General features: G+C 62.6%; 12 protein-coding genes. 5 read left to right on the forward strand and 7 right to left on the reverse strand.

All coding sequences use genetic code 11. From position 1 onward, the window contains the following. Nucleotides 1-204 precede the first annotated feature (204 nt). The gene (gene repC / locus FJ434_RS20955; RefSeq protein WP_140750936.1) at nt 205-1524 is read left to right on the forward strand and encodes a plasmid replication protein RepC; all 1320 of its coding nucleotides are present in this window, start codon (nt 205-207) and stop codon (nt 1522-1524) included. Nucleotides 1525-1532: 8 nt separating this feature from the next. Here repC and FJ434_RS20960 read toward each other — a convergent pair whose 3' ends face one another. After that, entirely contained in the window at nt 1533-2480 is a 948-nt protein-coding gene (locus FJ434_RS20960; protein ID WP_140750938.1) for a recombinase family protein, read from the reverse strand. Between the two features lie 282 nt (nt 2481-2762). On the opposite strand from FJ434_RS20960, the gene FJ434_RS20965 reads away from it, so the two are divergent. Further along, complete coding sequence (locus FJ434_RS20965; RefSeq protein WP_140750940.1) at nt 2763-3875, forward strand: RHE_PE00001 family protein; 1113 nt, start codon at nt 2763-2765, stop codon at nt 3873-3875. Nucleotides 3876-3892: 17 nt separating this feature from the next. Here FJ434_RS20965 and FJ434_RS20970 read toward each other — a convergent pair whose 3' ends face one another. Then, on the reverse strand, nt 3893-5092 hold the full coding sequence (locus FJ434_RS20970; protein WP_140750942.1) for a DUF3800 domain-containing protein: 1200 nt from the start codon (nt 5090-5092) through the stop codon (nt 3893-3895). A 215-nt stretch (nt 5093-5307) separates the two neighbouring features. Here FJ434_RS20970 and FJ434_RS20975 point away from each other — a divergent pair, with 215 nt between their 5' ends. Together FJ434_RS20975 and FJ434_RS20980 are read left to right on the forward strand one after the other, a co-directional pair. Continuing rightward, nucleotides 5308-6372 (forward strand): hypothetical protein, encoded by a 1065-nt coding sequence (locus tag FJ434_RS20975; protein ID WP_246678349.1) that lies wholly within the window; start codon nt 5308-5310, stop codon nt 6370-6372. A gap of 2 nt (nt 6373-6374) precedes the next feature. Continuing rightward, entirely contained in the window at nt 6375-6989 is a 615-nt protein-coding gene (locus FJ434_RS20980; RefSeq protein ID WP_140750946.1) for an RES family NAD+ phosphorylase, read from the forward strand. A 66-nt stretch (nt 6990-7055) separates the two neighbouring features. Here FJ434_RS20980 and FJ434_RS20985 read toward each other — a convergent pair whose 3' ends face one another. Genes FJ434_RS20985 through FJ434_RS21000 form a run of 4 tightly spaced genes read right to left on the reverse strand, consistent with a single transcriptional unit; the run spans nt 7056 to nt 13354 of the window. Next, the gene (locus FJ434_RS20985) at nt 7056-7904 is read right to left on the reverse strand and encodes a phosphoadenosine phosphosulfate reductase family protein (RefSeq protein WP_140750948.1); all 849 of its coding nucleotides are present in this window, start codon (nt 7902-7904) and stop codon (nt 7056-7058) included. Further along, nucleotides 7901-11242: an ATP-binding protein gene (locus FJ434_RS20990; protein WP_140750950.1), complete on the reverse strand. Its 3342-nt coding sequence runs from the start codon at nt 11240-11242 to the stop codon at nt 7901-7903. Before FJ434_RS20990 ends, FJ434_RS20985 begins: the two co-directional genes overlap by 4 nt. Then, complete coding sequence (locus tag FJ434_RS20995) at nt 11239-12180, reverse strand: DUF4007 family protein (protein ID WP_140750952.1); 942 nt, start codon at nt 12178-12180, stop codon at nt 11239-11241. The genes FJ434_RS20990 and FJ434_RS20995 overlap by 4 nt, the downstream gene beginning before the upstream one ends. A 40-nt stretch (nt 12181-12220) precedes the next feature. Then, the gene (locus tag FJ434_RS21000) at nt 12221-13354 is read right to left on the reverse strand and encodes a cysteine desulfurase family protein (RefSeq protein WP_140750954.1); all 1134 of its coding nucleotides are present in this window, start codon (nt 13352-13354) and stop codon (nt 12221-12223) included. 125 nt (nt 13355-13479) lie between these two features. On the opposite strand from FJ434_RS21000, the gene FJ434_RS21005 reads away from it, so the two are divergent. Then, nucleotides 13480-13914 (forward strand): hypothetical protein, encoded by a 435-nt coding sequence (locus FJ434_RS21005; RefSeq protein ID WP_140750956.1) that lies wholly within the window; start codon nt 13480-13482, stop codon nt 13912-13914. Here FJ434_RS21005 and FJ434_RS21010 read toward each other — a convergent pair. Continuing rightward, a partial coding sequence (locus tag FJ434_RS21010; RefSeq protein ID WP_140796816.1) for an FtsK/SpoIIIE domain-containing protein occupies nt 13911-17508 on the reverse strand: 3598 nt, incomplete at its 5' end. The two genes, FJ434_RS21005 and FJ434_RS21010, sit on opposite strands and share 4 nt — an antisense overlap.

Consider the following 17508-nt stretch of genomic DNA (forward strand, 5'->3'; position numbering starts at 1 on the left):
GATTGTCACCTGACAATTTCCGACCCGGAAAGCGGGAAATAGCAACCCGGGCAAAGAAAAAGGCCCCCGAAACGACATTCCGGAAGCCCTTCTCAGTTGTGGTGACGAGAGAATCGCACTTCCCGGAATCCCAGTCAAGGCCCTTGGGCCGTGAGCGTCGATTCGGCGAGCGGATTTCTATTGCCTAGCAATAGGTGATGAAAGATGCAGACGCATATCTCAACGACGCCCTTTGGGCGGCGGTCGATCACGCTTGGCATGATCGCAAGCCAGGTCACGGCGAAATCGGCCCCGCAGGGCGCCACCGTCGACAAGTGGAAAGTGTTCTACTCGATCCGCGATGCCAAGGAACTCCTGGGCGCCACGGATCGATCGCTTACGCTCCTCAACGCCCTCTTGTCGTTCCATCTCGAGCCGCAACTCTCGGCCGAAGGCGATCTCATTGTCTGGCCGTCGAACGAGGCGCTGACTGCCCGCGCCAACGGCATGCCTCCGACGACGCTGCGCCGGCACTTGGCGGTGCTCGTCGATTGCGGCCTGATCGTTCGCCGCGACAGCCCGAACGGCAAGCGTTTCGCCCGCAAGGGCAGGGGAGGGGAGATCGAGCAGGCCTACGGCTTCGATCTGTCGCCGATCGTCGCCCGCGCGCGGGAGTTCGAGGACTTGGCTGCGGCCATCAGAGAGGAGAAGAAGGCCTTCCATGTCGCCAAGGAACGCCTCACGCTGTTGCGCCGCGACATCGTCAAGCTTATCGACGCCGGCATCGCGGAGAACGTGCCGGGCAACTGGACCGGCGTGCTGCGAACCTACCAGGCCATCATCGGCCGTCTTCCTCGCTCAGCCCCCCGCCAGCTCGTCGACGACGTCTGCACAGACCTGCACGGCCTCTACAGCGAGATACGTGAGGTCCTGGAATCATTCGCAAAAGCGGAGAATCCGGACGCCAATGAGTCCCATAGTGGTCGCCACATACAGAATTCAAATCCAGACCCCCTTCGTGAATCTGAAACGGGCTTACGAAAAGAAGATGAAGCGGGCGGCACTGCCGCGGAAACCGACAACCTGCGGAGCCTGCCGCGACGGGAGCTGCCTTTGGGGATTGTGCTGGACGCCTGCCCCAGCCTGCAGGACCTGGCGCAGGGCGGGAATATCCGCAACTGGCGCGATTTCCTGGCCGCGGCCGAATTGGCGCGGCCGTTCCTCGGGATCAGCCCGAGCGCGTGGCGCGAAGCGCGCGAGGTCATGGGCGACCAGCATGCCGCGATCACCATTGCGGCGATCCTTCAGCGGACCGACCAGATCGGCAACGCCGGTGGCTATCTGCGTAGCCTGACCGACCGCGCCCGGGACGGCAAATTCTCGACCTGGCCGATGATCATGGCTCTCGTGCGGGCAAAGCTCGACGCCGCCAAGCCGAAAAGTCCGCCGTCCGGCAGGCCACGTGACGGAGATCCTGACGCGAGTGCCGACCTACAGGTCTCGCCGGCGTTGTTGAAGACCCTCCAGAAGCCGAAATTCCGATGATGGCGCGTTCAGGCGTCCACCTCGGCAATCCCCGGCTCTTCCGCGATCAGCCCGGTACGGCGAGCCCGGTCGATGAGGTTCTTGACCGACGATGGCGACCATTTCGAGCCGCCGCGAGGCGTGCGCTCGTGCAATTGCTCGAGCTGGCCGGCGATCTCGCGCAGCGTCAGCGTGGGATTGGACACATGCATGCCGGCGACCAACGTCATCAGCCGGTCTTCCGGCAGGCGGGGAAGGGACTTTTTGAGCAGCGCCGGATCGGCGAGGTGCTCGGCGACCAGCCACTTGACCGCCCGGCGCAGGCGCTCAGGCGTCCAGTCGAGACCGCGCTGTTTCAGCACTCTGGCGATGTCGTCCCAGGTATGATCCGGCCGCATCCGGCGCACCGTCGGGAGCCATTGGTTCACCGTCGCTTGTACGCGGGTGGCGAACGCCGCCTTCTGGGCCGCCCTTACCTTGGCCAAGGCGTCCGGTCGGCGGTCGCGGATCCCAGGATTGCCCGGCAGCTTGCCCTTGGACTTCGCCGCCCGGATTCCGGCCTTGGTCCGTTCGGAGATCAGCGCGCGCTCGAGCTGCGCCACGGCGCCCAGCACCTGCAGCGAGAACATGCCTTGCGGCGTCGTGGTGTCGATCGGATCTCTCAGCGACCGGAAATGTGCGCCCTTGACGGTCAGATCCTCGATTACCTCGAGCAGATGGCTGACCGAGCGCGCCAGGCGGTCGAGACGCACGACGACGAGCGTGTCGCCGGTGCCGATCTCGCGTAGGAGCTTGGATAGGGCAGGGCGGACGCGCGAAGCACCCGAACCGTGCTCTTCGACGATCGCGTCGCAACCGGCTACGCGCAGCTCCATCTCCTGAGCTTCGGTCGCCTGCTCGTCCGTGGAGACGCGCGCGTAGCCGATTTGCCGGCCCTGTGGTCGACGGGAAGCGCGATTTTGCGTGTCAGCGGCCATCCGGAGCGCCTGAGAGTGCGAATTGGAAGCGGTTTTCCAAACACAGAGAATAAGGATAACCGATCGTTTGTAAACGTCTCGTGACGCTCTTTCTTGATGACGAGAACCCTGCAAAGCCCGGGAAAACGGGCAATCTGATCGATCTGGGCCTCGATCGACGTCCCTCTGTTCAATCCGGAAGGCTTGGCGCGTCTATATAGTACGCGCGCGGGAAAATCTGTCGCTATGACGGAAGTGAAACCCGTGATAACTTCTGTTTGAGAATAATGCTGCGCGGTAACAATGGCTTACACAATCGAGAGCCTGCCCCTCCAGACCCTGTTGCCGGCCATCGGGAGGGCGGAGGACCAGCTGGCCCGGCTTGACGAGCAGGTCCGCCGCAATCCGGTGGGTGACGGCTTTGTCGAGCGCGGCCACTTTTTCGATGCGGCGGCCAGCATGTGGGTGGGAGGCGAGCTTGTCCATGTGGAGGATCTAGTTCTCCACGATGAGCGTATGGACGCTCGGGCGCCGACCCACGAACTGACGATCGCCCACCGGATCCTACGAGCTCGGCGCCGCATCGCCGGCGCGAAGCCGGACTGGGCCGTGAGCGATGCGGGGATCGCCGCGCTCACCGGCTATGACGAGCATGAGCGCCAGGCCGGGGAAGGGGAGGGGACAGCATCGCCCGACGAGACGGACTACCTCGGCCTCATGGGTGAGGACGATCCGCTTGCTCAGGAACTCGCCAATGTGGACGCGCTCCTCGAGCAGTCGCAGCGCCTGATCGATCGGGTGTCTGATCGGAAGGATGCAGGCCGGCCCGCACTTGTGGTCGGCGATCTCGTCGTTCGCGACTCCGACTGGGACGAAGCAGATCGTCTGAGCCAGTGGAAGAATGTTCTACGTGACGTGGCGGACCTGCCGCCGGCGCTTGGCGCGGCGTTGATCTGGGACGCATGGGAATCCCTCGAGCCAATGCAGCGGCAACACTGGCTCGGCAGCCAGCTCGTGAGCGCCTATCTTCGGGCGCGGGGAAAGGTGGCGTCGCACCTGTTCGGCTTCAACGTCGGGCTCAAGGCCGTGCCGAGGGAACGTAGGCGGTCCACCAGCCGCCTGACCCGAATTCTCGCCTTCCTCGATACAATGTCGGCGTCGGCCGAGACCGGCATGAAGGAGATCGCGCGCCTGACCCAGGCCCGCGAACAGATGGCCCGCCGTCTGAGCGGTCGCCGTTCGTCGAGCAGCCTGCCGACGACCATCGAACTCATCTTGTCTCGGCCGATTGTGTCGGCGCCAATGATCGCCAAGGCGGCTAAGGTGACGCAGCGGGGCGCGCTCAACCTCATTGGCGAGCTCGGTGTTCGCGAGCTAACGGGGAGGGGGCGCTACCGGGCCTGGGGGATACTTTGACCGGCGAGCGTGTCTGCTCAAAGGAGGGCGGCCGATGCTCGCTCGCCTAGTGCGACCCGACGGCGAAAGTCAGGCAAGGTCGCCTTGGCGACGGCATAGACCTCTTCCATGCCGATAAGTGGATCCATGCCTCTGTCGGCTCGGTTGGCGAGTTCCTCGAGCACGAACATGTTCACCGGCGCCTCGTCTCCGGCTAGGTCGATGATGTCGAAATCGGGAAGAATGCACTCCTCGCTCAGATGCGGCTGGATAGCTTCCGCGAGTTGCCGGTACCTCTCATCGCCCTGACTGGCAGCGACTGCGACGGCCGTTCCGGCGACCAGGTCGGCGAGCTGCACGGCCGGATGCTCCGCGGAGGAGACGAACGAAATCGGCTTTGCCATATTCCACGTGAGGCGCACCCGCTTGCCGAATGCCTCCATGTAGACCGGGTCGGGTCGATCGACCATGACGTCATAGATGCCGGCCAGGGCGCGCAGAGGCTTGGAGTCGTCGCACACGACTTCAAGCAGAGGATGCCGTTCTGCCCAGTTTCGAAGATGGTCGGTCACGGCGCTGATCGTGAGATCCAGCACCCACTTGCCGTTGTCGCCGGTTAATTGCAGGTTGCGCGTCTCTCTAGCGACGGTGACATTGTAGCCGCGCGCGAACCGCAGGATCGGACCGAGCAGCATGTCGAAATGCTCCTCGTCGCTGGCACCGAACAATGCCGGCGCATCAGCCGGGTCAAGCGATCGCATGAAGCGCTCGAACTGAACGGCGACTTCCTCGGCGCCTTCGCCGGAGGCCACTATCTGCATGTAGAGAAATGTCGCCACGAACCGGTGGAGGTTGTGGTGGTAGAACAGCATGTTGTTCCGCTGCAGGACCGGCTCGTAGATGTATTCGAAGAACTTGGCCGCCAGGCTCAGGCGCTTGTCGTAGAGCGTCGCGATGTAGCGCCCCTGAATCCGTTCGAGAACCTCGGCAATGATCGCCCTGCCACGCGGCCGCTTCAGCAACTTGGCCGCCTTCAACTCTCCCATTTGCAGGCGATAGCGTGAGCGTAGATCGCTGACAATCGAGTTAGCCTCGTCGAGGGCGAGGTCCACCGATGCATAGGCAAAGTAGGGCTGGGCGCCGTCGAGCATGCGGTTCCCGGTGAAGCCCGCCTCGTCGCAGGAGATCAGTCGCGGAAGGATTGTGGTGGACATGCTTAGTTGCTCGTCGGGCGCCAACTGCCCGACGACCTCGTCGTCTTCGGGCGGGGGTTGATACTCAAAGGTTGATAATGGCACGAAACGGCGCTATCTATCAACCTTGTTATCAACCAAGGCACTGGCCTGCCGGCCAGTGGGCGACAATGAGCGCGGAGCAGACTACTCAGGAAACTCAAATCGACCCCGTCGTGCGGGCCGTTGTGGAGGCGAGGGCGAGAGACGCGGGGAAGGGTGTGTCCGACTATCTCGCCGATCTGTTGATGATCGCCCCGACCCATTCGCTGCAGCATTTATTGGCCGCGGGCGTCGGCGACCGTTCCGAGCCAAGCGATGAGCTGTACGGTCGCTATGCCAGGCACCTGCTCGACACGGCGCGCGACATTCGAGATCGAAACGACGTCGACCATTGGTCTCACCTTGTTGCGGGACTGACGCCTTGGCTCGCATCCGAGGCAACGGCCAGCCCGGCGCTACGCCTGGTATTCGTGTTTAACTATCGGATCCAAAGCGCGGCACTGCTGATGAGCGCAGCCTTCGAAGAGGCCGCCGTCCACGACTTCGATTTCGCCAAAGCACGATCGGCGTCGCGTCGCAGTGCTGCGGTTCGCACTTGGTACGGCAGCATCGTTCACGACGTCTTCGACTGCTCGCGGCAGCTTCGGAACGCGCTCGTTCACCAGTGGAAGCCGACGCCACGAGCGGAGCGCCTTGCCATCGACGCGTTTGTCATCCTCAGCGATCTGACGCCGGCGCGCAACGAGCTCCTTCGCCTGTGCCGCTATGACCGAACACGCGCGTTTTCCGAGTTGGCTCGCCATGTCGAGCTCGCCGCGGACCAGTTCCGCTTGTCCGCCAACCTGCTTGCAGAGGTCGAGGGCGCCTCACGTCCACAGGAGCTGCCCGCTGATGTGCGCTTCGCCGAGATGTCGCGGCTGTTGCTGCAACGTGCCGGGGGAGGGCTCTCACTCACCGAGGCCGCGAAGCTCCTCGGTACGAGTCGGCAGGCGCTGCACAAACGGGTCAAGGCCGGATCCGCGCTCGGGCTTATGGACGGCGCTGAACTTGTCCTTCCGAAGTTTCAATTCGTGGAGGAAGGGAAACGCACGTCAATCATCGAGGGGTTGGCGAAAGTCATCAAACCGTTCGATGGCAGCAAGGCCGGTCGCTGGTCAGCGCTGCAATTTCTGCTCGAGCAGGATCCCAATCTGGCCGTAGCACCGGTCGAGGCACTCAAGGCCGGAGACGTGCAAAAGGTTGTCGATGCCGCGGCCGCATATCTCGATGCGGATGAGAACTAGCATTGCCCGCATCGTCCCCAGCCACTTCTCGGTTCCCGTCAGGCCTGCTCGCGGCACAGCTCGATGCCGGCGAGATCGTCGTGCGTATTCACCGCAAAGGGCAGGGCGCCGTGTTCTTCGGGCCCGGTGCAGGCAGGCCGCCGCAAAACCGTTTCGATGCACCCGCCGGTCAGTATGGCGTCCTCTATGCGGCCCGCCGGCTCGAAGGTGCCTTCGTGGAAACGCTCCTCCGGCGGCCGGCTGGACGGATCGTGCGGCGCGACTACATCGAAGAACGGCAATGGACACCCATTCGCATCGAGCGCCAGCTTACCCTCGCAAAGATCATGGACGAGGGCCTATTGTTCCATGGTGTCGACGCCTCGGTGAGCGCCAGCGACGACTATGGCCCCTCAAGAGCATTGGCGCTCGACCTCTACAACGAATTCCCTACGCTCGATGGCCTGGCATACCGGTCGCGCCACAACAACGGAGAGATCTGCTACGCGCTTTTCGACCGTGTGGCGTCTACAGACCTGGCCGAACTACCGAGCCACCTGTTCGAGGATAACCGCACGCGGGTCGATGAACTTGTCGGACTGCACGGCGCGATCCTGGACAGCAGCGCACCGATCTAGCGCGGTCTACCACCACCGACCACGATCGAATTGTCGGGATGCTGCCGCCAGCAGCGACTGCATACCCTATTTGTGGCAGATCACGCAGCCCGCGGAGGCTTCATCGATACCGTAGACGTCGTCGATCGTGGGAGACTGAGCTCCGGCCAGCGGATTTACCCGCCGCCGAGCGAGCAGGCGTGCACGACGTTGCTCGAATTCGCGCTCGATCTCCTCGACCCTGGCCGGGGCGCTGAGCTCATCAAGTCCCTCTCCTTGGCTCCACGTGAAGGGTGAACCATGGTCGCGCGCCGTCTTCTCGTAGCCTTTGGCCTCGTCGAAGGCTTGCGGGTGCTCGCGCATCAGGCGCACCCACTCGATCTTCTGCTGGAAGAAGCAGAATGTGCAGCCAGATCGCGTTCGCCACCGATAGTATTCTGGTTCGCCCAGGCCGGCGCTCTCGAGCGTCTCGATGACTTGTGCCCGATTGATGCCGTCTTCGCGCAGGGGAAAGTGCACTCGCATATTGGCGTGCGTCGACTGATATCCTTCCCGGCTCTGTTCATCCGCGCGGATCGCCACATAGGAATGGACGACGACACCGGCATCGAGGTCGGTGCGAAGCCATTGCTCGAGCGGTCTGAGCTTGAGCTGCCGCGTGCACCAGCGCGTTTTTGGCGACGGCAGGAAGTGATTATACTCCTTGAGCCAGAAATCGAAATCGCGATCCGGATTCAGGCGGGTGATGGGCTTGCCCAAGAAGCCCTCGAGCCTGTCCAGGAACGAGTAGACCTCTGCCAGCTCTTTGCCGGTGTCGGTAAAAAAGTACTCGAGGTCTAGGTCAGGACGCGTCTGCCGCATGTGTACGGCCAAGGCCGCACTGTCCCGGCCACCCGAGATTCCAAGAATATGCCGCTCACCCGCTTCAGCCGTCATGCCGGCTCCTTCCCCTTGCTATCCGAAAGGCGCTCCACGATGCGCGCCAGGGCGGCAAGCTCCACGGCTGGCCTCATCCCTTTCTCGCGAAGCTGCGCCATCAAGTCGTCCGCGGCCTTGTCGGCAGTGGCCAACTCCTGCTTCGACACCTGGAACGCATGGAACAGCGGCTTCTCTTTCGGGTCTAGCCCGACCATCACGCTGATGGCCTGCGATGTCGGTGACCTGTTCCGGACGGCTGCGAATGTCTCCGCTTCGCGGAAGCGCAGGCAGAGTTTGGCCAATTCGAACATGGCCTGTTCCTGCTCGCGATCGGACCAGTTCCGTGGTGGCTTGTGAACGAGAAGGCTCGCCAGTCCCTCGATGTCGCCTTCGCCGCCTTCGAATGCGCCGGCACGCATGATAAAAGCATCTACCCGCAACTCTGCCGATACGCCTGACGCGGTCGACGAGCGCGGGCCAATACCTTCAAACGTCTGGGGCTCAACACCCAAGTGCTCGGCAAGGCTCCTGCGGAGCGTGTCCAGCATTTTTGGATAGGCGTACTCTGCTTTGTGAAGAGCAGTTACGACACTCACCCCGGGATCAGGCTCTCTTTCGAGCGCTGAAGCCAAATCAGAAAACAGCAGAGCCTCAGGGTCGCTCGCCTTGAGGACGATGTCTCGGACCTTCCGCACCTTTTCGGGCAGCGTCTGGGTACGCTGCGCCCACAGCGGAAGCGCGTGGAAGCGTTGATAGAGCGCCGACGCGACGGGTAGCGCCTTAGCTTCCACGGGTTCCGCTTCCGTCGAGAGAAGTGCCGCGAGCTGCTGCACGAAGGCTTCGTCTCGTTTCGAGCGCGATATTCTCCGAAACTCGATCGCGGAGGGATCTTGCAGCATGCGGTCTGCGACGATGTCATCGATGGCAGGCTGGAATACGCCGTCGACATAGACAGCGACCGCGTTCCGATGTGCCAGCAGATACGACAGCGCCAAGACCGGCATGACACCGCGTTTGATGCCGAACGGCCTGTCGGACCATGCTTCGAAGAGAGCGGCGAGATTGACCCGCTTCTCCGCGAGCTTCGACCATGCGGCCCGAAGCGAACGGCCTACGTCATCATCACCAGGGTCGGTGAAGCGCCATGCGCCCTTCTCGTCCTTCCGATGGAGGCCTAGCGGCTGGACAATGGTGAGATAGAGCCCGCGTTCGACCGGATAGTTTTCGATACCAAGGTCGGGGGCATCCGCCTTCGATACCATCGCATGCATCAACGCGCGTAGGCCAGCCATCGCCGCGGTTGACGGCTTGTCTCGATACAACAACTCCGACTGGATGACCGGCGCGCTGTTGAAGGCCGCGCTTGAGAGCGCAGAGGCGACGACCGTCAGTTGCCGGCCATCGAGTTTCTTGCCCTCCAGGTCTTTCGCGCTGTCGCCGAACGCCCACCAACGGGCCGACGAGAATGCCTTCAACAGGTCGCTTCTCACGATCTCGGCGATCAATGCTTTGCGCGCCGACAGCTCTCGCCGCGCGATCCGATCACCCTCGAGCTGTGGATGGGTCTGTTCGATGCGATCGAGGGCGTAGAGGTCCGTCGCGTGCTCCCGCAACACGTATACCTGCTCGCTCGCCGCGACACCGGCGAGGATCCCCAAGTTCTCAAGCTCAATGCTGAGCTGCTTGGCTGCGACCTTCACCGGTGCATCGAAGGTCCGCGGATCGGGAAGCAGCATGACGAGAAGACCGGCCGCGCGCCGTTTCGTCTTCGCCAGTGAGGCTGCGGCGCGTTTGGCCCACGCGGCTGGACTTTGCGGGCTTTCGTCAGCGAACTGAATGATCACGTCGAATGTGCGCAGCGCCCCGGTCGAAAAGTAGTGGCTCTTGGCAGCGACCGGTCCGACGCCCAAGCGGGACGGGAGGTCTGCGAGGGCTTCGGCATCCAGCTGCAGTCCGACCTTGGAGATAGCCTCGTCGAGGTCGAAATCACTACCTGCGAAGAGCGCGTAGCCGCCGAGCCGAGGCTGCCGGATAAGGATCGCACGATTGACCAATTCGTCGATCGCGGCGCTAATATCTGCCTTCTTCGCTTCCGGAGCGCAGAGCAGCAGGATGTCGTCAGCGACCGCGAGCCCGGACCCGTTCCTGAACAGCTCGATCACTGCTGCGGCCTTAGCGAGCTTGGCCGCCAATGGACCGTACAGTGCCGCTTTCTCGACCGCCTCCATGGCAAGCGTCATCCGATTGCTCTCGGGGCCGACCGACAGGGCGCTCCCGAAGTTAGCAATCAGATAATCCCACAGTTGATCAGGGCCGTACCAAGCGTTGTCGCCGGTATCGGTCCTGACCAGATGCGCCTGGAATCCGTTGGGCTCGGCCGAGGATAAGAAGCCAAAAACACTCCGTTCGTTTTGCGCGAACCGCTGCCGGGATACAGGCCCAAGCAACAGGGCCGATACCGGATGCAACGGCCACGTTTGAGTCAGAACCTCGGTCAGGCTCCCAACATCTACGGGCCGCCGATGCGAGATCGCTTCGGCCGTCCGAGCGGCGATGGTTTTCGCGGTCGTCGGGGCATGGTCACTTCCGATCGCCCGCGCGATGAGTGCTGCGACCTCGTCGGCCTGCGCGACGAACGGCACATTCTGGTATCGGCCCTGGACCTTCGCCCATTCGTTCCGACCCGCCCGGCTGAGTCGGTTGGCGTATTGCTCAAACGACTGATGCAGGATCCCGATCACCACTAGCTTGCCGCTAGCGCGCGCGGCCCGCTCCGCCAGATCCTGCAGAATGTGGACGTCGCCGGCAGAGCCCGTTGCATGCTCGAGGAATTTGCCGAGCTCATCGATGACGATGAGCAGGCCGCCCCTTTGACGCGCATGGGCTTCCAGTTGGTCGATGAGCACCCGTTCGTCGCGAGCGCCGGCGAGCATGGCCTCCGACCAGTCGAATTTTGCTGCGGCCGCTTCCGCCAATGCCGCGGTGAGGCTCGTGCGCCGTCCGGTCAGCGCGAGTACATCCCATGTACGACCACGGCCAGGGAAGGCGGACGAAAACTCCTCCACCATGTCCGGCCCAACAATGGCCTCGGCGAGCGAGCGCTGCTTCTTGTTGCCAGCTACCAGGTTGGCCACGAGCAGGGCGGCGCAGGACTTGCCGCCCCCATACGGCCCGGTCCAAGTGAACGCTCGCTGCGATCCTTCGGCAATTCCGGTCACCATCGCGACGAGAGATTTGCGCACGCTTGCCTGCAAGACATAACCGGTCAGTGGTGGCGTGCCATTGAGATCGGTATCGATCCTCGCCGACAGTGCAAATCGGCGCTCGACCTTGACGAGTTCGGCGAGCTTGGTCATGCGGCTCTCCGCTCCCGATACCCGGCCTTGATGAGGCTGACGTCGTCGATCGTGTCGAGCCGGGCGTTCAAGGCGACCTGACGGAGACCGGCGGTATCGGTCCACACCATCTTTCCCGCGGTTGCCTCGCCAATAGCCATCAAACGCGCGACGAGACTGTCCTCGTCCAGCTTGAACACGCGCCCCGGCGAGCCGGCGCCATACTGAGCCTGTTCCACAGAGATCGTCGGCGATGCAGCGTGCTGCCGCTCCCAGAAGCGTTTCAACACGAGCGCGAAGATGCTGTCCTCCAGCGACGGCTTCTGACCGCGCACGAACTCGAGCTGCCCGGTCGACCGATGCTCCCGCAGGAGCCCAAGCTCGACCAGTAGGGGCTCAGCGGCATCTTCGCCACTGTCGGAGGAGCGAGGGGCGTAGCTACGGACGAAAACCTCGACGTCGCGCTTGAGCGTCTCCGCCGTTGCTCTAGTCGTGGCCCGGGCTTCCACAATCGCCGCCATGGCCCGCACGAGATCTTCGCGCGTAAAGGCAACCTGATTGAGGACGTTGAACGCGTAGTAGAACGTCGTTGCTGCCTGCGGCTCGCTCACGAGGTGGGCATGCATCAGCCACAGGGTAGAAGGGTGCTCCAGATAGGGATCGAGTCCAGTACGATCCGCGAAGATCAGGCGACCTTCCTCTGTTGGTAGCAGTCGAAGATGATCAGGACTATCCTCCAGGACCTTCGTCGCCAAGGCCCAATGCCGCATAGACAGCGCCATGTTCCTGCCGACACCGAAGGTAGCGATTGCACTTTGTTCCTGAAATGTTCTACGATCGACACCGTCCGGGCCCGACGCAGCATCAAACGCCTTCTTCAGCCACAGCAGGCGAAGCGCAAAGGTCTCGTGGCCCGAAACGCGAATCGCGGTGGCCGGATCGTAAAGGTCATTCAACATGGGAGGCGATGCTACTGGAGACCGTCGCCAGCGGCAATCCCTAGGGCGCCACTATCTGCGACATGGTGCTCGCAGCATCGACCGCCTCTGCTTCGGTATTGTAACGCCCGAAATACAATCGGACAGTCTCCAAGGACTGCTGTGAAGTCAATCCCATCGCAGTCAGCACGTGGGACGCAGTAATTTGTCCACTCGTGCAAGCTGATCCTTCGGAGATTGCCAAGCGATCACCGGCCCTGGCGATGATCGACATTGCTTCAGCTCCTGGAAACCGCAAACTCAGACTACCGGGGACACGAAGCGTCTCAGGAATATTTTCCGTGAATTGAACCTGCCTGCTGCGCATCTCATCGAGAAAGAGGCCCGACAGGACGTGTGAATGTCTGGCGTCTGCGCCGATCCGGGTCCTGGCGACCTTCGCAGCGGCGCCGAAACCCACGACGAGTGGTGTCGGCACCGTTCCAGGCCGAATTCCGCCCTCCTGTCCGCCGCCAAACAGGACCGGCGAGGGTCGCAGCTGAGCGGCCGACGAGACGAAGAGCGCACCAACCCCCATCGGCCCGTACATTTTGTGGGATGCCAGGCTGACATAGTCGAACTCACCGCAGTCGACAGGGATCTTCCCGAGCGCCTGCGCAGCATCTACGTGAACGAGCGCTCCCGCTGCCCGCGCTATGCGGACGACCTCGGGAAGTGGTTGGATCGACCCGACCTCGTTGTTGACGGCCATCACCGAGACAAGGAGCGTGGCGGGTCCAACCAAATGCTCGAGTGCGTCTAGGTCGATAATGCCATCGCGGGTCACCGGGGCTTCGAGGATTCTAAATCCCGCGGCCTTGAGCGAACTCGCCGATGACAGCACACTCTTGTGCTCGATCGCTGAAACGACGATTTCGCGCCTATCGTCGCCCTGATTGAGAGCAGCAAGCGCAGTGCCGCGGATCGCGATGTTGTTCGCTTCGGTGGCGCCTGAAGTGAAGAAGAGCTCCTGCGAATCTGAGCCCGCCAGCAAGGCGATTTCTGAACGTGCATTCTCCACCGCTTGCGACGCCAATTGGCCCGCCAGGTGCGGAGAGTGCGGATTGCCGACTTGGGCATGCCACCATGGTGACATCGCTTCGAGCGCTTCTGGAGCCAGCGGGGTGGTTGAATGTCCATCAAGGTAAGTCGGCATAGGCGCCCGCAATGCTCGTCATCTTGCCAGCAACGTAATCCATCTCTCCTCAAAACCGAAATGAGCTGCAGTCGGCGTCATCGCGGTTTCCTGCTAGATTGCTGGCCCAATCCAGGGAGAGCCCCATGGCTGAAGGCAAAGACGTAAGCGTCAACGAAATCTACAAGGAGCAGTACGCTCACTTCAGGGCAATGAACGACATCCTCTACAAGATCCCGCCGCTCTTCTCGGTCGCGATCGGCGGCTTGTGGTACTTCGCGGCCACCCAGCTCAAAACCGATCGGCTGATTGCTGTCGGCATCTTCCTGTTCGCGGCTGTCGTCAGCGTCTCCAGCGTCTTCATAATGGGACGCTTCAGCCTTGCCTTCTCCCGCTACATCGACAACCTCAACAAGCTTGACGGAGCGTACGCTGTTTCCCTCAGGGATCACACGTGGCCGCCTTCAACCGTCAAGATCATCCAGTTTCTGCTGTGGATCGCTGCGGTCATATCGGCCGCAGGCGTGATCTACGCGACCGTCCTTCTCTTCGCCCCTCCCACTCCCGCAGCACCTGCCTAGTCGGTCACTCCCTTGCCGTCCTGCGAGGCGATCGCTGTCACGACGGATTCGATGTCGTCATCCGACAAGAACGGTGCCTGTGCGAACACAGTCGTCGCCTCGCCGCTCAGTCGCGCTGCCAGGTGACCGAGGCCGAGCAGATTTTCTGCACCCTTGGTGCCCAAAGCGATCTCCGACGTGCCGACGCTCGCGACCTTGAGGATCAGGCGGTTGCCCAGATTGTCACGCAGTTGAACGGGCATCACGCCGGCATCGGGCCGTTGTGCGGCGAAGACAAGGTGAATGCCGGCCGCCCGCGCCTTCACGCCAAGCCGTGAGACGATGGATGTGACGGCGCTCTTGTAGTCCTCGGTCAGCATCCATTCGGCAAACTCGTCATGGACGAGGAACTTCATCGGCAGCCTGGCTTCCGGCGCAGCTTTGACATTGAACGAGCGGATATCGCGCGCGCCGTGTTCTCTAAACAGCTCGTAGCGACGGTCCATCTCGACGACCAGGCTCTCCATCATCTCGATGGCCGCAGCCTGATCGATGACGATGCCACCCTTGACATGGGGAAGGCGCTCGATCGCCGAGTAGTCCACTCCCATCTTGGGATCGATTAGATGGACGTGAACCAAGGCGCTCGGATTTGTTGCCGCGATGTCGAGGATCAGCGCCTGTATGAGAACGGATTTGCCACTACCCGTGGCACCCGCGATAAGCGTGTGGGGGTCATGCTGGGATCCCCCTGCGAACGGGCCGCCGAGATTGAGATAAAGAATCTCGCCGTCAAGTTCGCGCAGGCCGAGCAGGAAGCTCGTGCTCAATCCCGCTGCATTGCGATTGAGTGCCCGACGGGCCCAAAGGTCCCACATCGAAACGATCTGCCGCTTTGGCCTAGCGACGCCCACCACGATCTCGCCCGGGAGCGGAGAGACGGAGATCACTCGCAGGCCATGTGTCGTCAGCAGTGCCGATTGCTTGGCCTCGATATCTTCAACACGCAGCCGGTCACTCCCCACGAACCGCACGAGAGCCGCGTTTGGCGTCAGCCGCATGCCCGCCACTTTGGCCTGGAGATTGTACCCCATGAGGGCTGTGCGCAACCGGTTCGCCGTTGCCTCCAACCATTGAAGATCCTCACTTGCTTCGGTCTCGATCCGTCCTGATTGACGGCTGACCATTGCGGCGAAGCTTTCGGCCGACTCCGGCCGGGCAGGGGACGGCGTCGCCGCCTCGTCGGCCGCGAGGCTCCCTCCTTCGGCCTGGTGGCCGCCATATTCGTTTTCCTTGTTGGCCACGGGGGCGCCTGCACCGCCTCCGGCGACCGGAGGGGAGGGCGCCGGCGGAGCGACGTCAGGAGCGAATGGCGGTCCCTGGTCCGGGGCGGGCTTCGCGGATTGTCCAGTCACATCTTTTGAGGTCCAGCGGACCCGTGGCGCGGGGGAACGAAACTCAGACTTCTCCCAAGGTCTGCGATCGCCAAGCGCGCACCTGACCGGCAGCAGCGAAGCCGACGTCTCGTATGCCCTGATCAGCTGCCGGAGGCCCTCGCGGGAATAGACTTCCTGCAGGCCGCGAACCTCAGTCACTTCCTCTTGGTCGCCCACCGACGCCGATGCATCAGCAGGTCCCGAGACGAAGATGTGGGAGTAGCCCTTGAGATCGATCTCCACCGTGCCGTTACGAATCCCGTTTCTTACGTCCTCGATCGACAATCCCGAAGTGAGTGCCGACGGCTCATCGAGGAGGATGTCGGCGAGTCGTGAGAGCCACAGGTCACGATCCAGCCGTCCCGGATCGCCGAACAATGCGTCCTCGACGCGACGCATCGTCTGCCTCAGCTGTTGCGCCGAATGGCGCTTTGCCTCGGCGAGCCCGGCAGCGTCGACATACTTCGCTTCCGTCACGATCGCGCGCAGTCGCGGCCGCCCGTTCGAATCCGGGTCGACGCTGAGGGCAAGAATGTCGGCAATGCCTTCCTCGCGCTGCCCCAGCCACTGCGCGTAGTCGTCGAGCAGGAACCATGATGCCGGCCGTTTCGCAAACTCCTCCGCAACAAGCGCGCGGCTGAGGACAAGTCCCAGCAACTCGCCCGCGGAAACACCGCGCTTCGCCGCCCGAAGAATGATGTCGCCCGAGATCGCCGTGGCATCAGCGATCATCCGATTGGCGAGAGTTCCAATCCGCTCGTCGCTAAGCCCCAAGCTGAGTTGATCCAAGCGTCGGCGAACGAGAACTGGCAACACCCGAAGATCGGATGTCGACGACACCACCATGTTGCGGCCATGGGTGCGCTCCCGGCGATAGCGTATGACTTTCACGCCCTGTGCGGAAAGCTGCCGCTTATCCAACAGGTCGTCATAGGTCGCGACCCATTCGGCCAGCCCGTGGACGTCCTTGAACATCGCCTCGAGCCCGTGATCCTGCAACGAGATCTGACGGGCCGGAAGAAAGTGCTCGGTCTCGCGGTGGGATTGCTTCCGGATAACAGAGGCCAAAGCGTCGAGATAGGCCCAGCCGACGCGGGGTTGGCGGGGTGAGACGAGATAGCTTGTGGCGGTCAGCTGTTCTTCTCCAACCACCCGACGATAGGACCACCGTGGCGGCACGTGATCGACAATCGATGGATCCGCCTCATCGTCGCGGGGAACTGCGAGCCAGGACTCCCGCGCCTGACGTGAAACAACGTCATGCAGGAAGGCCACGTCGACGCTGCGTTCTTCGGACGCCCGGCGTCCGGTACCGCCGTCAAGCATCACGCCGATCCGAAGCTTGGACATGAAGTTGAGCGAGGTCTCGCTCACCACGATTGCATCCGGGTCGTTGCCCGACTGTTCCAGCAAATCGGTGTAAACCTTGTTGAGTTTCGAGCGATCTCGATGCCGAACAAGGACGTTGCAGTGCACCTCGTCCTCATGCACCGAGCCCAACGCGTTCACCGTTGCGAGCGGCAGCCCCGCCGCATCGCAGTTGTACAGCATGATACTCAAATTGGCGCGTTCATGCGGCTGCAGATCGAGATATCGCCCGATCAGCCCGCGGATTTCCCGGGCGGCCTCCGCCGGATCCACGTCAGTGGATGCTTCGTCCGGATCACGGACGGGCCGCTCCATCAGGCTGTAGTCGTTTCTGGTGCTTGTCTCGGTCAGCAGCACCGCCTCGCCGCCCGTAAAGCCAGGCACGGCTTCCGGATAGTACGGGTGCGCGAGCTCGGACCGCAGATCGACGAAGAAGAGGCGTGGGTCGCCGAAATTGACTTCCTCAGCGGTCAGAAGGTGATCCAGCAGTCCGGCAAGCGCCCTCATCTTCACCGCGGTGGCGGCCATTCGCATGGGATGCCAAGGGGCGACGATCGCGGCCGGTGCCGTTCCAGCGATCTGAATCGCCCCAATCCGCAGAACCGGCTCCCAGAGATCGCGCCGGTTCAAATCACCGGGTGCCGATTTTCTTAGTGCCTCGAGGAGTTTTCCGTAGAGCTCGGCTTGAGCGAGCTGCGAATTGCGCCCGCAGCCATTGGCGCGCCAGTCCGCCACGGCGGCCGCATAGGCGGCAGCGAAAGAAGTCCATGCCTCGCCCAGATCGGCGCCCTCGGGCGGTGCGATGCGGCCG

This window comes from Mesorhizobium sp. B2-5-13, assembly GCF_006440535.1.
GTDB lineage: Bacteria > Pseudomonadota > Alphaproteobacteria > Rhizobiales > Rhizobiaceae > Mesorhizobium > Mesorhizobium salmacidum.

Bases quoted from the DNA above. Each gene is read 5' to 3' on its own strand.
- FJ434_RS20960 (WP_140750938.1), bottom strand. From the start codon at position 2,480: ATGGCCGCTGACACGCAAAATCGCGCTTCCCGTCGACCACAGGGCCGG.
- repC (WP_140750936.1), top strand. From the start codon at position 205: ATGCAGACGCATATCTCAACGACGCCCTTTGGGCGGCGGTCGATCACG.
- FJ434_RS20965 (WP_140750940.1), top strand. From the start codon at position 2,763: ATGGCTTACACAATCGAGAGCCTGCCCCTCCAGACCCTGTTGCCGGCC.
- FJ434_RS20985 (WP_140750948.1), bottom strand. From the start codon at position 7,904: ATGACGGCTGAAGCGGGTGAGCGGCATATTCTTGGAATCTCGGGTGGC.
- FJ434_RS21000 (WP_140750954.1), bottom strand. From the start codon at position 13,354: ATGCCGACTTACCTTGATGGACATTCAACCACCCCGCTGGCTCCAGAA.
- FJ434_RS21005 (WP_140750956.1), top strand. From the start codon at position 13,480: ATGGCTGAAGGCAAAGACGTAAGCGTCAACGAAATCTACAAGGAGCAG.
- FJ434_RS20995 (WP_140750952.1), bottom strand. From the start codon at position 12,180: ATGTTGAATGACCTTTACGATCCGGCCACCGCGATTCGCGTTTCGGGC.
- FJ434_RS20990 (WP_140750950.1), bottom strand. From the start codon at position 11,242: ATGACCAAGCTCGCCGAACTCGTCAAGGTCGAGCGCCGATTTGCACTG.